Source organism: Microbacterium meiriae (genome assembly GCF_032364335.1).
Classification (GTDB): domain Bacteria; phylum Actinomycetota; class Actinomycetes; order Actinomycetales; family Microbacteriaceae; genus Microbacterium; species Microbacterium meiriae.
In genome coordinates this window covers 606,581-621,665 of record NZ_CP133984.1, presented here as the reverse complement: position 1 = coordinate 621,665, position 15,085 = coordinate 606,581, and the positions used below count along the sequence as shown (strand labels likewise).

20 protein-coding genes are annotated in these 15,085 nt (G+C 65.1%); 15 read left to right on the top strand and 5 right to left on the bottom strand.

The annotated features are described in order from the left end of the window. Positions 1–54: 54 nt before the first annotated feature. The 9 genes from RI211_RS02875 (at position 55) to RI211_RS02835 (ending at position 8,683) form a co-directional block, all read left to right on the top strand. Positions 55–249 (top strand): helix-turn-helix transcriptional regulator, encoded by a 195-nt coding sequence (locus RI211_RS02875; RefSeq protein WP_062635491.1) that lies wholly within the window; start codon positions 55–57, stop codon positions 247–249. A gap of 464 nt (positions 250–713) precedes the next feature. After that, positions 714–2,534, top strand: coding sequence for an AICE element replication initiation protein (locus RI211_RS02870; protein ID WP_051667911.1), 1,821 nt, complete (start codon positions 714–716; stop codon positions 2,532–2,534). A 39-nt stretch (positions 2,535–2,573) separates the two neighbouring features. Then, the gene (locus RI211_RS02865) at positions 2,574–2,990 is read left to right on the top strand and encodes a hypothetical protein (RefSeq protein WP_029266140.1); all 417 of its coding nucleotides are present in this window, start codon (positions 2,574–2,576) and stop codon (positions 2,988–2,990) included. A 303-nt stretch (positions 2,991–3,293) separates the two neighbouring features. Further along, a complete protein-coding gene (locus RI211_RS02860; RefSeq protein WP_029266142.1) occupies positions 3,294–3,812 on the top strand; it encodes a MobC domain-containing protein in 519 nt (172 codons plus the stop codon). Positions 3,813–3,814: 2 nt separating this feature from the next. After that, positions 3,815–5,221 (top strand): relaxase/mobilization nuclease domain-containing protein, encoded by a 1,407-nt coding sequence (locus tag RI211_RS02855; protein WP_029266145.1) that lies wholly within the window; start codon positions 3,815–3,817, stop codon positions 5,219–5,221. A 286-nt stretch (positions 5,222–5,507) separates the two neighbouring features. Continuing rightward, positions 5,508–6,374, top strand: coding sequence for a metallophosphoesterase family protein (locus RI211_RS02850; protein ID WP_051667912.1), 867 nt, complete (start codon positions 5,508–5,510; stop codon positions 6,372–6,374). Between the two features lie 571 nt (positions 6,375–6,945). Then, entirely contained in the window at positions 6,946–7,656 is a 711-nt protein-coding gene (locus RI211_RS02845; RefSeq protein ID WP_102207978.1) for a hypothetical protein, read from the top strand. Positions 7,657–8,018: 362 nt separating this feature from the next. Continuing rightward, entirely contained in the window at positions 8,019–8,363 is a 345-nt protein-coding gene (locus RI211_RS02840) for a hypothetical protein (RefSeq protein WP_143049226.1), read from the top strand. Positions 8,364–8,383: 20 nt separating this feature from the next. Continuing rightward, positions 8,384–8,683 carry a hypothetical protein gene (locus RI211_RS02835; protein ID WP_029266153.1) on the top strand — a complete coding sequence of 100 codons (300 nt, stop codon included), beginning with the start codon at positions 8,384–8,386 and terminating at the stop codon, positions 8,681–8,683. 5 nt (positions 8,684–8,688) lie between these two features. Here the strand turns inward: RI211_RS02835 and RI211_RS02830 are convergent, their stop codons facing one another. Further along, positions 8,689–8,832, bottom strand: a complete 144-nt coding sequence (locus tag RI211_RS02830) for a hypothetical protein (RefSeq protein ID WP_156040315.1) — start codon at positions 8,830–8,832, stop codon at positions 8,689–8,691. A gap of 29 nt (positions 8,833–8,861) precedes the next feature. Here RI211_RS02830 and RI211_RS02825 point away from each other — a divergent pair, with 29 nt between their 5' ends. Beyond that, a complete protein-coding gene (locus RI211_RS02825; protein WP_029266155.1) occupies positions 8,862–9,143 on the top strand; it encodes a hypothetical protein in 282 nt (93 codons plus the stop codon). A 413-nt stretch (positions 9,144–9,556) separates the two neighbouring features. Here RI211_RS02825 and RI211_RS02820 read toward each other — a convergent pair whose 3' ends face one another. After that, positions 9,557–9,904: a histone-like nucleoid-structuring protein Lsr2 gene (locus tag RI211_RS02820; protein ID WP_029266159.1), complete on the bottom strand. Its 348-nt coding sequence runs from the start codon at positions 9,902–9,904 to the stop codon at positions 9,557–9,559. Between the two features lie 150 nt (positions 9,905–10,054). On the opposite strand from RI211_RS02820, the gene RI211_RS02815 reads away from it, so the two are divergent. From RI211_RS02815 to RI211_RS02795, 5 genes are all read left to right on the top strand, one after another. After that, positions 10,055–10,300 (top strand): ribbon-helix-helix domain-containing protein, encoded by a 246-nt coding sequence (locus tag RI211_RS02815; protein WP_029266161.1) that lies wholly within the window; start codon positions 10,055–10,057, stop codon positions 10,298–10,300. Further along, positions 10,297–10,947 (top strand): PIN domain-containing protein, encoded by a 651-nt coding sequence (locus tag RI211_RS02810; protein WP_029266162.1) that lies wholly within the window; start codon positions 10,297–10,299, stop codon positions 10,945–10,947. Before RI211_RS02815 ends, RI211_RS02810 begins: the two co-directional genes overlap by 4 nt. A gap of 79 nt (positions 10,948–11,026) precedes the next feature. Beyond that, complete coding sequence (locus tag RI211_RS02805) at positions 11,027–11,224, top strand: hypothetical protein (RefSeq protein WP_071327683.1); 198 nt, start codon at positions 11,027–11,029, stop codon at positions 11,222–11,224. Then, positions 11,221–11,826 (top strand): GIY-YIG nuclease family protein, encoded by a 606-nt coding sequence (locus RI211_RS02800; protein WP_029266166.1) that lies wholly within the window; start codon positions 11,221–11,223, stop codon positions 11,824–11,826. The genes RI211_RS02805 and RI211_RS02800 overlap by 4 nt, the downstream gene beginning before the upstream one ends. After that, complete coding sequence (locus RI211_RS02795) at positions 11,808–12,947, top strand: hypothetical protein (protein WP_062635485.1); 1,140 nt, start codon at positions 11,808–11,810, stop codon at positions 12,945–12,947. Before RI211_RS02800 ends, RI211_RS02795 begins: the two co-directional genes overlap by 19 nt. 59 nt (positions 12,948–13,006) lie before the next feature. On the opposite strand, the gene RI211_RS02790 is transcribed toward RI211_RS02795, so the two are convergent. The 3 genes from RI211_RS02790 to RI211_RS02780 form a co-directional block, all read right to left on the bottom strand. Beyond that, positions 13,007–13,408: a DUF3224 domain-containing protein gene (locus RI211_RS02790; RefSeq protein ID WP_197971866.1), complete on the bottom strand. Its 402-nt coding sequence runs from the start codon at positions 13,406–13,408 to the stop codon at positions 13,007–13,009. Between the two features lie 188 nt (positions 13,409–13,596). Next, entirely contained in the window at positions 13,597–14,085 is a 489-nt protein-coding gene (locus tag RI211_RS02785) for a hypothetical protein (RefSeq protein ID WP_029266170.1), read from the bottom strand. 148 nt (positions 14,086–14,233) lie between these two features. After that, complete coding sequence (locus tag RI211_RS02780; protein WP_029266173.1) at positions 14,234–14,875, bottom strand: uracil-DNA glycosylase family protein; 642 nt, start codon at positions 14,873–14,875, stop codon at positions 14,234–14,236. Positions 14,876–15,085: the final 210 nt, after the last annotated feature.

Here is a 15,085-nt window from a genome sequence, read left to right as displayed (position 1 = left end):
TTACGGTACCTCACAAGTTACAAATTTCTGGTACTCGCTATCAAAGGACTCCGCATGACACAGACGACGAACACCCTCCTCGACGTTCACGATCTCTCCGCCCAGACCGGCATGTCTGTGTCGACTATCTACCGCAAGCGGTCGCTCGGTGAGCCGCTCCCCCGGGCCGTGAAGATCGGCGCCGCTGTTCGCTGGCGTCAGGCCGATGTCGACCGTTGGATCGAGGAGCAGCTCGAGCCGGCGATGTGATGCGTCCTCGCCGGACCCATTGCGCGCGGAAACCGTGCGGAACTTCGAGGCAACTGTCGGGACCGACACGTTCCGCGTGGTGTTCCGCACGTGGCGCGCCCCGCCGTCGCCTAGATAACCCGCGCACGGGAGCGGAGATGCGGACGGAACCCCATCACTTCTCTATTGGCACCTCGGAGGCGAAATAGGTGCAGTCCGCGCAGGAGAAGTGCGGGGGTGACTTCCGCACTACCGATCTTCCTCGGCTCCCGGGAGCGTGCCTGCTCTTGCCTCGCCCCCGAAGCGGCCTGCTGGTGCTCAACACGCGCACGGCAGGGTGCAGGCGCGGATACGAAGGGACCGCAACCACAAGATCGACATCACGCTCGAACCCTGAGCGAGCACTACCCATACGGAAGAAACAAAAAGGGCCACCGAGCTGCAACTCGGCGACCCCATGGCGGATCTGAAAGGAGATCCTGCATTTGACTACCACCAGCGTACCTGAAGACCGCGATATCCCCGAGGCGCTCGGGAAGCGGTCCACCGCGCAGCAGCTCGTTGAGTTGGCCCTCGATCACTACGACCTTCACGTCGATACCGATGGCAAGCCTTTCGGTGTTCGCAAGGGCGGTCACGTAGCGATTCCTCTCCTCGGCAGCAGACGCTCCGTCCGCAAGGAACTCGGCGGCATGTACCGGCGTCGGACCGCTCGCACAGCCTCGCAGAACGCGTTGACTGAGGCGATGAGCGCGCTTGAGTACGAGGCGGAGGAGAGTTTCGAGCCCATCAAGCTGCACCTGCGCACGGCGCGCCCCAGCGACGACGAGATCTTCATCGACATCGGCGATCGCAGTGAGCAGGTCATCCGCGTGACGGCAGCCGGCTGGGAGATCCTCGACGGCGACGATGACCTTCCCGTGCTGTTTCGCCGCACCGCCGTGACCGCCCCTTTGCCCGTCCCTGCGCGCGGCGGAAACCTCGACGCATTGTGGGAGTTCGTCAATCTGCCGGCCTCGGACCGCGGCTTGATCATCGGCTGGCTCGTCGCTGCGACGATCCTTGTCGGTCTTCCGTGCCCGGCCTTGGCTCTGCTCGGTGAACAGGGAACCGCCAAGACCAGTAGTGCACGACGGCTCTTCTCCCTGTTCGATCCGACCACCGCGCCGGTGAGGCGCCCACCGAACGATGCGGACCGGCTGCTTCACGCCGGGGCTCACTCGCGCGGCGTGGTCTTCGACAATATGTCGTCGATGCCGCGTTGGTTGTCGGACGGCTTGTGCCGATTCGTGACCGGTGAAGCTGATGTCGACCGCGCGCTGTACACCGACGACGACGTGCGCATCATGCAGGTGCAGGGCGTCCTGGGATTCACCAGTATCGATATCGGCGTTCTCAACGGCGACCTCGCCGAGCGATGCGTCTGGGGAGATCTTGAGGTGATCCCCGCAGACAGGCGTCGCTCAGAACGCGAGTTGAACTCCGCTTGGAACGCGAGCTACGCCTCGATGGTGGGTGCATTGTTGGACCTTGTTGTTCTGACCTTGCAGCAGCTGCCCGTCGTGAAACTCGGCAACAAGCCTCGGATGGCGGACTTCGCCGAGATCTTGGCCGCTCTTGATCATGCAACGGGGTCAGACACTCTGAGCCGTTACCGGCGGGCGCAAGATTCTGTCGCCGAGGACATCGTGAGCACCGACCAGTTCCTGGTGGCGATCACCGAGACGATCAAACGTCGCTGGACGGGTACCGGCAAGGCCCTTCACGAGCTCTTGCGCAGACCCTCGGACGATCGCTATTGGCCCGAGCCTCGTGGCATGAGTGGCAAGCTCCGGCGAGTGGCTCCGGATCTTCGAAAGGCAGGGTGGCAGATCGACGAGATCAAGCCGGACCCGACCACCAAGCGTTCCAAGACTTGGGTTCTGGTGCCTCCGGATTCCGCCATCTCCGATGCGGATCTTGCGAGCGTGAAACTGACCCGCGAGTTCGTCGCTGAAGACGTTCGAGCGTGGATCGCTAGGTTCATGGCGAACGGGGCCACCGCCTCATGCGCCACCGACCACGGATCCGCTGCGAGCTCGGGCTTCCCTATCACTTGCCGGACGCCCGGCTGCACTGCCGGCTGGCGCTCCGAGTGGGACACGCCGTTGCAGCGGTCCCGAGCGCTGACCTCACGACTCGCGGACGAACTCACGGCTCTCGGTATCAGCGTTGCTGACCTGGACCAGTACGTCGGCAGCGATCCCTTTGCACCTCCGGGTAGGGGCGAGGAGACCGTAGCCCCACCTAAGACCGAGCCCCGTTGATCGGGGCTGACCACTACACCGCACCGTTAGGAGAACACCATGCGAAGGACCCGTAGTCAGCTCCGAGCTGCGCAGATCGCCGCGCTGCAGGCCGAGCAGGACGCCTACGACAAGAACGTGAACGACGCGATCAAGGTCGCGGCGTTCGCACGCTGTGACGCCGTCGAGCAGCTGTACGAGCTTCTCGACGTCCAGCCTGAACCACCCATCATTCGTGATGGCAAGCACGGCCGCTACGAGGTCACGTCCGATAAGGACGAGGCCAAGCGCGCTGCTCGCCTCATCGAGGCTGTCACCGTCCTGCTATCAATTGAGGAGCAGCCTACGACGCAACCAGTCGGCAGTGATCGTCAGGTTCCTGCTCAGGCAGCTGAGAGACCGCCGCAGGCGGCTTCTCCGGCCCTGGTCGCGACGACTTCAAGCACGCCGACGGCGGTCAAGCAGCCAGCCGCCTGAGCGTTGCGTCGCCCGCGGCCCCGTGCGGTCGCGGCGAGTAGAGAAACCCCATCTGCCCTCGAAGAGGCGCTGATGGGGTTTCTCCGTTTCGGAAGGTGGCGCCACGACCTGTGCGTGGAGGCGGGAGCCTTCATCCGGGTGTCGGGCCGGAGGCCTGACCAAGGAGTATCCAAGGACAGGAGCGCAGCGATATGTCTGACGGATAAACTGCTTGCCGTTATTTGTGTAGTCTGGGACCACCCTCGCGGAGCGGGGAAGCAAAGGCCCAGACTGCACAAAGAACCGAGCGAAGGGGACGACCTGATGACGAGGACCGGCAAGGCGAGCGAAGCGACGCCGCGTCGTCCGAGGAAGAGGGTCGTCAACTTTGCGAAGCGCCGCACACTGAGGTTCAGCGACGACGAGGAACGAGCCGTCGACGACGTGCGGCGAGCTTTGGCCAAGTCCTCCGGACGCGACCTCGAAGAGGTCTCCTTCTCCGAAGCTCTGCGCCTGCTCATTACTGACCGTGAGGGTGCCGCCGAGGTGGAAGCGAGGGCGCTGGCTATCGAGCGCCAGGGCCCGAACGTGACCGACTGGGGCCTGGCCGACATCTCCGATCGGCTCGGGTACGAGCTCGGTCCGATTCGCAATCACATCGCGCATATCGGCGGCAACCTCAATCAGATCGCGAAGCGGCTGAATATCGGCGACCCGGTGACCGCTGGGGAGGTCTCGGAGGCTCTCCTTACGGTGGCTGAGCTACGCGATGTTCCCGACGATATCGAGAAGCGCATCGCACGCCTCGTGGACCATGGCCTGCCGCCGCGCGGGACGGTGTAGTTATGCCTGTTGTGGTGGCGAGCTCGACGCGGTCGGCCGATGCGCTGATCAACTATGCGCTCGATGACAAGCCCGAGCAAGATGGCGAGCGGTACGTCATGGCGTCCGGCGTGGGCGGCATGCTGGTATCGGTCGCGAAGCAGCAGATGCGCGACGTCCGCAAGAAGTGGGGTAAGGACAAGCCTGGCGCGTTCGTCCAGGCGTATCACGTCATCCAGTCTTTCGCGAAGGACGAGTTGGACCCCGAAGAGCCAGACGACTGGCTGACGGCTCAGAAGCTCGGGACAGCACTCGCAGAAGAGAGGTTCCCCGGCCGACAGGTGCTCGTTGTAACACAACGAGACGGGCGAACAGGCTGTGTGCACAACCACCTCGTCGCGAACTCCATCGAGACCAAAACCGGCCGCAGTCTCAACAGTTCAGTCGTCACGCACGCACGCCTTGTCGAGGCACATGAGCGTGTTCTTGAACAGCGCGGCTTCGAGCAGCGAGCGGACCTCAAGCAGGCCTTCAGCGACGCGAACGAGCGCTTCGAGCGGGGCGAGCCGAGCGGTCTTCGCCGCGCCGGGTCGACCGCGGACAGTGAGCTTCGCGAATGGCAGCGGCACATCATCTGGGAAACAGAATGCGACCTCGCGGATGAGTTCGGTGCGCCCCGCAACAAGCAACCTTTTAGTCTCACCGTGCTGAGGGCGAGCATCGAGAACACGCTCGCCGATCCAGCCGTTGTCGACTGGGACAGCTTCGTCGAAGTCGGTAGAACCCGAGGCGTTCAGATCGAACAGCGCGGCAAGAAGGGCCGTGGCATTTCGTACGGCATGCTTCGCGAGAATCCGGACCGAACCCCAGCCGATCCAACGCCGAGTGATCGACGCCGCTGCACCACACTCGGCACGGCCTTCGAGAGGGACGCTGTTGAGACCGCTTTCGCTCGCAACAGCGCGGTGACATTGTCCGTGCCACAACACACGACTGTTGAACGCCGACTGTCGCCCAAGAAACGCATGATGATCGCTCTGGACGAGGCGACACAGGAGGCAAATCGCGCCGCGCAACGCCTGGTGGCTACAGCCCTGTCAAACGCCGACGCGATGACAAGCGAACACGAGAATTCCGGTGCGCACGCTCCCACCGAGCTACCCGCAGTCCCGGGCACAATGGGACTGTCGGAACTCCGAGAAACTCAGCCACGGATCGCGGACCCAGAGGAACCAGAAACGGAGGTCACGGTTCCCGACTACCGTCCGCACGACGTCGAGCAACCGCGATCGGCGCGGCCGCAGGCTAACACCGGTGAGAATCAGGAGACCTCCCCCAAGCCTCGCCCGCTGCGACTGCGGTTCCCCGCACTCTTCGAAGAGGCGGAGCTTTCCGCGCCCGATCACCAAGAACGGAGCATCGGCGACTAGCACTGTGCAGTGGGTGGCCGGTGACCGCCTCGTGTCCATATAGTGGTCCGACGGTGCCCACACTACATAGTCGCTAGTGGCAGTCCGAAAAACGGGCTTCAGCTGGTCCTTTACAGGCCGGTTCGTGGTCACTAACGGGACACCGGCATTTCGCTGGGCAGCAGGGGTGGCCAGAACATGACCACAATATGGTCGCTCGGCGCCCACTGATCTCGGCCGTTTCGCATTCTCCACGTTGAGTTGTCGACGCCATGTCCGAGTCGGCACTCACGGGCATGATGGATGGATGCAGATCCATGAGACAGCCGACAGCTTCGACCTGCCGGATGAGCGCGTGTGGGTCGTGGGCGACCTCCACGGCAATGCTGGATGGATTCAAACGCTGCTGCCCGCGATGCGTCGGCATGACCCATCGCTGCGCACCATCCTTCAACTCGGAGATTACGGTTTCGAGCATGCTCAGCCCGGGACTGGCCCGGTCGATTATTGGGCGAAGCGCACAGGCATCGAGCGCGTGCTGGTCACGCCTGGCAACCACGAAGAGTGGAACCACATCACCCCGGCGCAGGAAAGCGCCTCCGGTATGGCGATCAGGGTCAGTGACGTCGTGTGGCTCATCCCCCGGCCGTTCCGTTTTCAGATCGCGGGACGCGAGGTGCTATCGCTCGGCGGCGCGTCCAGCGTCGACAAGGCGTTTCGAACTGCGGGCAAGGACTGGTTCGAGGATGAACTCATCACGGAACCGATGGAAGCCGCCGCGATTGCCGGCGGCCCGGCCGACCTTATGCTCACGCACGAGTCTCCAGCGATCGCGGTACCGGAGGTGCAGCGGCTGCTCACGAACAATCCGCATGATTTTCCTCCCGAGGCGTTGGCCGTATCTGCTGCACAGAGAGAGCGTGTGCAACGTGTATCTGATGCTGCGCTCCCCCGCTTGCACATGCACGGCCATATGCACGTTTACGGTAAGTTTGAGCGCGAGGACGGCAGGACCGTGGTCAGTCTCGATCGGGACACGTTTGCCTGCAACGCAGGAGTGCTCGACCTCGCGGGCCTCGCGTTCAGCCCACTTCCACTCAACGAGATCCGCGGCGGAAGACGACGGTACAAGCACCGCGCTGATCAAGGCGATGGCGCCGTCGTTCGCAGCTGATGGACCGGCGGATCGTCACCCTCCGCGGGATGATGCGAGCAGCCCGGAAGCGACTGGCCTCATGCGCTCTCCACTTCGAGGCGCAGATCGCGCTGCCCCGAACCGGTTGCTGGGGGCTTAGCGAGCGCCCCAGCTCCGTAGGAGCATTCCGCTGAGCCCTGTGCTCATCCGCCCAGAACTCGTCTCCGGGCGTGGCACAAATCTGACCTCTCTGCCCTTCTAATCACGGGAATGAGACCTCAGCGGACGCCGATGGAGCTAAGTGTGTCATTGGACCGCCAGCGGCCTGGATGATGATGAACCCGGCTCGATGCTGAACTCGATGAGCCGAATCGTATTTACTTTGTTTATTTCGCGGGGCAGCTCACGTTGCGCGCACGCCGGCCCACGCAGCTACGTGGTCACGTCGCTCTGAACACATCGACGCGGGACGTCGATAGCTAGGTCACGGGCGCCTGCCCCGGCCGCGCCGACTACGACGATGTCGACCTGATCGCTGAGGTTCTGCATCAACAGTGACCCCCCGCCGCTTACGCAAGCTATACTCGCTAATGACCGTTAGGATCCGATGATGTCGAACGCAACCGCACACCCCCTCCGCAGCGATCGACGCGCATACCTCACGGCGACTCGGTCGGACGAAGGTCGCGAGATCACCATCAAGATCGTCGGTCCTGTGGAATTCACGGACCACGAGGCCGAGGAGCTCGCGCACGAGCTGAACGTGCTGGGCTCCAGCGGTCGGCGCGCTCACCTCATCAGCATCCTGCAGGGCGTGAACAAGGCGCTCCGGCTCGAGGAAGAGCCTGGGCACTCGTCGCTGACGGAGGCTGAGCTGGACGCACTGCGCGCAGCCGGCTCGCTCGTTGAGCCGGAGAACGCGCTGCCTGTCGAAGAGCGCCCCAGCGTGCTCACGGCCCTCCGCCAGCAGGACATCCTCGCTGAGGCGCTGCCGACTAAGCGCGTCGCAGAACTGCTCGACGTGACCGAAGGCCGAGTGCGCCAGCGCCACGGCGAGGGGACTCTCTTCGCGATCCCGGGCCCCGGCCGCGGCCTGCGGTTCCCGACGTTCCAGTTCACCGACCACGGTGAGCTCCCGGGCTGGGGAACGGTGAGCCGAGCGCTGCCCGAAGGGGCGAACCCCGTGGCCGTGGAGTACTTCCTCACTCACGCTCACCCCGACCTGGGAGACGGCGAGCTGACTCCTGCCCAGTGGCTCGCAGCCGGCAAGCCCGCAGAACCTGTCGCGGCGCTGGCCGAGCAGGCGTTCTCGATCCGATGAGCGCGCTTCCTGCCCCCGACGCATCGAAGTTCCCGCATCCTCTCCCCCCGAGCGCTGTCCGTACGCTGCCGGCCGGCACGATCTTCGGACGCATCTACGACGCCGGCGGCGCTCACCCTGCCCGGTGGCACGAGCTCCGCCACTTCGGGCCCACGGGGAGCCGATTCGATCACCACCCCGATCCCGTGGGTCACCATCCGAACCACGCCGTGACCTACGTCACGCCCCAGATCACGGTTCCACCGGAGACGGCAGTTCAGAGCCTCCTGCTCGTTTGCCTATCAGAGTGCTTCAGCGACCGAGGCGTCATCGAACGCGGTGGCGTCGGAGCGGGAGGGACCGGGGGCACGCAGCCTCGGTTCGTGCTGTTCGCGACCACCCGCGAGATCACACTCCTCGACCTTATCGACAGCACCTGGGTCACGGACGTCGGCGGGAACGATCAGATCAACACTGGCGATCGGTCGCTGTCCCGGCCGTGGGCCCGCGCCATCCACCAGGCATATCCCGACGTCGACGGCGTCTTCTACCGCCCCCGCACCATCGCGCAGCGTCCGCAGCTCCCCGAGGCTCGCGCCGCGGCGCTGTGGGAGCGCGCCGAAGACGCCCTGCCGGTGAGCCCGACCGCGGACATCGAACTCAGCTCGCCTGGACTCACCGTGACGCTCGAGTCGTTCGCGAAGACCCTAGGCCTCGGCTTGGCGTAGAGACCCGAAAGGAGGGTGTCATGACCGCCCGTACCTGGTCTCAAGACCTCGAATACCTTCGCACTACGCTCACGCGTGCTCAGCAGACGCGCTATCGGCGCCAGGAATTTGTCCAGCTCGAGGACGGCAACACGGAGCTCGGATGGGTTCTCTATGAACGCGAGCAGATGCTCGCAGCAGTGAACGCTCTCCACGCCGCTGCAGGCAAAGCGCCCGTCTCGAGCGACCAGCTCCAGGCTGCAGAAAGCAGTGCCTGTGGCCATGTCGACTATACGTCGAAGTTCGCCATCGGGTGCGCGGACCTGGTGGCCGCGGAATGAGTCCGTCATCCGCCACCCCGCACGCCTCCGACTCGGCCGAGCAGCGCATGGCGGAGCAGCGCATGGCGGAGCGCGCGATCGTCGCGGCCGTCGCCGAGCAGCTGGGCGTCGCGCTCACTCCCGCTCGGATCGCGATCGATGACGCCCACATGGAGATCGACGGGCGACCCCAGACCGCATGGTCCTCGTGGAGGCCTACGCCCGTATCGGCGCACTCAAGGGTGCGCAGCCCCGCAAGCTCGCCACCGACGCGTTCAAACTCGCCTGGGCCGGTCAGAAGCTCGGTGCGACCCGGCTCATCCTCGCCGTGGCTGACGAGGCGGCGGCCAGCTACCTGCATCGCCCGGGCGCGTGGCTGACGGCTTCCATCCGCGACGCCGGCATCGAGATCATCGTCGCCGAACTCGGCGACGTGATGCGCGAAGCGATTCTCGCGGCGCAGGCTCGTCAGTACCGCTGAGATTCAGCTACTGTAGCTCGCGGCGGCCGCGACGGAACTTCTTCTTCTTGAGCGGCGCCGTCGGCCGTGGATCAGCTGCCTGCGAGAGCGGATCGACGTACCCTCGCCGGTTCGCCGGCACCCACCCCTTTGGTGTGTGATCGCGCTCAGCATGGCGTGCGTCGAGCCCGGCCTCACGCCGTTGCCCACGTGCGCGCCCCGCGCGCGCCTGGCGCTCTTTCGCGATGCGTTCACGCTCCTGCTCACGCAGGACGTCCGCTCGCCGCTGCTCCTCAGACGTAAGCCGCGGGGCGCCATCAGAGGAACGAACCGGGTGCTTCTTTCCGTCGCCGACGCGCAGACGGATACTCGCGGCGTTCTTCGCCTTCCAGTTCGTCCCCTGCTCGAACCCGCGCGCCTCTCCCACGGCGGCCTCAGTGCGCGGCGTCGTACGCCTGCTGCACCGCGTCGGGGACGCGGCCGCGGTCGGAGACCTGGTGACCGTTCTCCTTCGCCCACGCGCGGATTGCCGAGAGGTCGCGCTTGGCGGCGCCCTGCGAGTTCCGGCGCCCACGGCCTCCGCGAGTACCGCCGGCGGACACCCGGCGGGCTGCCGCGATCCACGGCTCAAAGGCCTCTCGCAACGCTGCTGCGTTCTTCTCGGACAGATCGATCTCGTACGCGGTGCCGTTCAGGGAGAAGGTCACCGCCTCGCCGGATCCGACTTCCAGGACTTCTCCGTCGATGTCGTCGACGAGCTGATGCACGATTTTGCGGGCCATGCCGCCGAACATATCAGCCAGCATCTAAGCCGAATCGCAATGGTGGCCGATATCCCGCGAACTGCGTGCGGGATTCGAGACCACTCTTGTCGATGTCGACCTCTCGACGTACCATTACTAATGCATTACTAACACGCTTGGAGGCCTCGAATGGCTGCACGACCGATCAGTTTCGCCGTCGAAGAGACGGACGTCCCTTTGCTCCAGGAGCTCGCCGATGCGTTCGGCGGCGGCAACCGCAGCGAATTCCTGCGCGTCGCCATGAAGGAGTTCAAGAAGAAGCTCCGCGTCCAGCAGATGAACGATCTGCACGCCGAGATGCTCGAAGAGCGCGGCGGCAAGGTCTACACGACCGAGGAAACGCTCAAGCTCATCGAGGACTTGGGAACCTCATGAACAGCCAGCGGGAGCGCCCTCGGATCGCGGTCGTCTACGACATCAACGTCTACCTCGACCACATCCGTAGCGGCACCGGAATGCTGCTCCCCGACAAGCTCCCCTCCCCTTCGGCGGCATCCGACGCTCTCTCGCTCGCGTTCGATCAGCAGGTGCGTTTGTTCACCTCGCCGCACATCCTGCGGAACGTCCACCGCCTGATGATCGCCTCCGGGCAGTCTGAACGAACCACGGCCAAGTACATCGAGTTCGTCGCCGAGGCCTGCGACGACTCCGGAGGCGCGATCGTGGACCCGGTCGTCCGCGACTATGCCATCGGGAATCACGAGGACAATAACATCCTCGCCCTCGCGAAGGACCCCGCCGTCGACGCGGACGTGATCGTCTCCTCCGACCATCACCTCATCGATCTCGGTCCCGCATGGAACGGCCGGCTGATGATGCGGCCGCGACAGTTCACCTCGCACATGGTTCGGTCCAGCTTGCAGAGTGCGGCTCAGCACACCCCCGCCCCGAAGGTGCCGCGGACTCCCGCGCCACCGAAGCGCGTCTCCGATGCCTTCCCCGAGCTTCGCGGTGTGCACCTCGATCGGTATGGTCTTGCTGGCTCCTCCGCACCTCAGCGAGAAGATGGCCTGCAGCACTGAGAACAACCCGGGACACTGCCGACCTTCGAGGACAATCCGTGGGAATGCGGTCAACGAGGGCATCGTGCATGATGACCTCATGAGCGCATCGCACGACGTCATCACCCCCGCCGAGCTCGGCCGCGAACTCGGTCACAACGACGGTGATCGGCCCGGCATCACTGTGCGCCGCTATCTGCGCGAGCGCTACCCCGACCACTTGAAGAACCAGCGCTGGGAGCTGACCCCCGAGCAGGCCGACGAGGTTCGTGCGCACTTCGGCAGGACCTCGGCGTGAGCGCTGACTCCCTGCACGACCTCACCAATCCTGCCGTCGCCGCGCTCACCGGAGAGCGCTGGGCGATCATGGAGGCCGCGCAACTCGTCCCCGCCCGTCCCGGACTGTACGCCATCTACGGCGACGAGCAGGCCTGGCGGGATCTCCAGCTTGAGCCGGCTCCGGATCATCCCCTGTACGTCGGCAAGGCCGAGGAGAGCCTGGTCTCGCGCGACCTGAACGGTCACTTCGCCACGAACCCGAAGTCCAAGCCCCGCACCGGCGGGTCCACGGTCCGGCGGTCGTTCGCCGCCCTCCTGCGCGACTTCCTCGATCTGCATGCGGTCCCGCGCAACCTCGCGAAGCCGGAGCGCTTCGCGAACTACGCCCTTGCCGACGGCGGCGACGCACGCCTCAACGAGTGGATGCACGCGCGCCTCCAGCTCTCTGTCTGGCCGGCGCCAGCGGACATGCGGGTCCCGCTCGGCGACGTCGAGACCAGCGTCATCGTGCGCCTCACACCACCGATCAACTTGGACAAGAACCCCGGCAGGCTCCCCCGGCTCTCGGCTGCTCGAGCCGCGATGGCCGCCGAGGCCGCCGCGTGGCGCCCCGAGGGCTGAACGCCATCGTGGAACTCGAGATCACCGCTACTCCGCGCGAGACACTCGTCTGGGCGCCGTCGACCGAGCACGCTGCACAGCTGCGACGAGAGCTGACTGACTCCGGCTACCTAGTGCTCGATGCTGATCCGTGGGAGCTGAACCAGCAGAGCATCATCCCCGAGGGCGAGCATCTCGAGTTCGACCCTGCGCGGATCTTCAACGTCGACATCGGCGCCGACGCGAACGCGTCCCTGCAGATGCTCGTCGACTCCGGTCACGTGCTCTTCTGGCACCGGTGGCATCCGCGACCAGCCCGGAAGATCTGGGGGGTCGCCGTCTCGTCGCAGCGTGGTCGCCGAGCAGGCACCAGTCCGGTCGAAAGCGCCGTGCACTTCGGACTCAAGGTCCGCGGCAGCCGCGAGCTCGGCCTCCGCATGTCGCGCGAGACCTACGCCCGGATCAACAAGCGCTCCTCCCTGCAACGCTGGTACCGCGAGGAGGACCCGTATCTCTGGGACGCGATCGACGACAGATACGAGGACCCCGACCACCGCATCTACACAGACGCATGGTGCTCGTTCCTCCAGGAGCTGGCACTGGCGAACTACGACCTCAACATGGCGCACTTCGCCTCCCTCGACACTGCCGAGTTCGATGCCGCGCTGCAGGCGGCAATCACCAGCCAACCGGGCATGACCGAGGTCACCGATCTCACGAAGTGGGATGGGGTGCCCGGCCTCTACGTCATGGTGCTCGACGAGTACCGCCAGGCGTATGTCGGCGCGACGAACGCCTCGGTCGGAGTGATGAAGCGCATCAAGCAGCACTGGACCGGTGCGAAGCCTCTGGACCGGTTGATCTGGCCCGATCCCCGAACGTCCATCCTCTCGATCGACAGCTTCAGAGCTCTCGACACCACGCGCATCTTCGCCGCCAGGACCTCGCGGTCGTTCGACGGTGAGAACCCGCTGCTGGACCTCTTCCCGCCGCAGTTCATGTTGAACCGCATCATGGGCGGCCGCGATGTAGTGAAGCTCGCCGGCCTCGTCGGCGTCGACCAGGTCATCAGAACGCGCGTCTTCGACGCCGCCGCGCCTGACCAGCAGACTGAAGCCGCGAGCAATCTCAGTCAGGCCTGAGACACCTTCAACAGGCGAGCCGCTTGCGCTTCACCCGTGCTGTCAGCTCAGCGCGTAGGTCAACAGGTAGCGGTGTTCCCGTCGATGATCTCGAGGTCGAGCGTTCCGGTGATTCCTGCCAGGTCCGCGGTTCCCGAGCCGGGCACGATCTCGTAGCGCAGCTGTTGGTCGGGTGCCGTCATCGTTCCGAACTGCTGGAACGCGAAGCCTCCGCGCAACCCGTCGAGCTCGCCGTCAACGGTTTCCACGGCGACATAGCCCGCCTTTCCGGTTGCCGGATCGCCAGCTGCGAGCATCGTCCCGGCCCCCTGCCCGGCAAGGTCACCCCGCCATGTCTTGGTGATGACCATTCGGCGGATGCCCGCCTGATCGTGCTCCGCGGGCTCGAGCGACACCTCGAACGTTCCTCTTGCCGTCCTCATGTCGCCACTGACCTCCGCGGTCCTGATCTCTTCGCCCATCAACGCGCTCAACGGTGTCCTCTTCCTGTCATGGCTTCGACGTTACGGGGCGCGAGAACCAGCGTGCTTGAAGATTCGCGACACCATGTGTCCGTCGGGACTCGCCTGGAACGAGCCACCAACTGCAACAGAACAGCCCCCATTCGCTCCGAGAGCGTGGGGGCTGTGCCGACTAGTGAGCGAAGTGCTTACTCGCGGCTGAGGCGCACGGTCATCGTGGTGCCCATCGCGGTGACCTCGTAGCTGAGCTCGTCGTTCTCGTACGTGAACGTCTTGGTCGCGTCGCTCGATGCCATGATCGAGGACTCGGTCTTGGACGTGTCGTTCGCCGAATCGAAGGTGAACGAGTCGCCCTCTGCCGGGACCTCGACGGTGCCGGCCCAGTACAGCGACTTCGTGTCACCGCCGTCGGCGACCCAGTGGACCTCGATCGTGTCACCGGTGATCGTGGCCTCCTGCCACGCGTCCTCGGAGTTGGAGTTGTTCTGCTTCCAGGAGCCCTCCAGACTCACCGGCTCCGGAGCTTCCTCCTCCTGGACCTGCTCGGTCTCGGACGAGGAGGACTCGCCGCCAGACGACGAGCTGGACGGTTCGGGAGATGCGCACCCCACGGCGCTGATGCCGAGGAGTGCCAGAAGTGCGATGGTCGCGCCGAGCTTGGGTGCTGTGATGTTCAAGGGATGCCTCTCCGAGCAGGTTGATGTCGACGCTGACCGTATCAGCGCCTACTGACACCTTCGGTTCTCAGTGCGAGACGCGAAAGGCGCTGATGACCATCGTTACCGGACGGTCATCAGCGCTCGCGTGGCGAGCTCCCCGTGCCCGTCATGGCGTCGATCGCACGGGCTCGAGCAGACCTGCCACCTCGACGAACGCGTCGGCTCGTCGCTTTACGCGTGCAGCTCTCTCCTCGAGATCCCGCACGAAGAGAGCCTGCGGCGAAGGGTGAAACGTCCGAACGACGGTGAGACCCCGCTCACGCTCGATCTCAGGGGACTGCCTAAGCAACCGGCGCCAGGCGTGATCCGCATCACCACCCTGGAGTAGCACGACCTTCAGCCTCGGCGCGAGTTCCAGCAGGTGCAGGATCGTCTGGACGCCGGCATCCAGCTCAGCCGCCTTCGGGGCGCGGTTGATGTACCAGGGGTACGCATTCCACGGCAGCAGCTCGTACGGAGATAGCGCTGCTTGCTCGAGCAGGACCGCCTGAAGCTCGGCGCTGCCGTCGTTGTTCTCGACGCAGATGAAGCCCGAACCCTTGCCGTCCTGCGTCGCGGGCCCTGGATCGCGAAGAATGCTCAGCACCCGCGCTTCGACTCCACCATGAAGGGGCGCGACGTACGGCGCCCACCCGCGGCCGACCTCACGCAGTTCGTCGACGTACTCGTTGACCGGCGCGATGTGCAGCGCATAGCGATCGTCCCACTGCTGCTGTCGAAACTCAGGGTCCGCCATACGTCGGGGCATGCGCCGACGGTATCAGCCAGCGTCCGTCCGGGTGTGCGGGATGCCGCACGTGCGACCGAGGGAGTCGCCACCCATGAGGCATCCCGCGTGAGGCCTCCCCAGCCTCGTCCCCAGAACCGGACACCCGCGGGGGCCCGCGGTGATCCGATACCTCAGGATGCCGCGTGACAGCGGCCGGCACAAGGTTCAGACGAAAGGTGGTTGTCACCG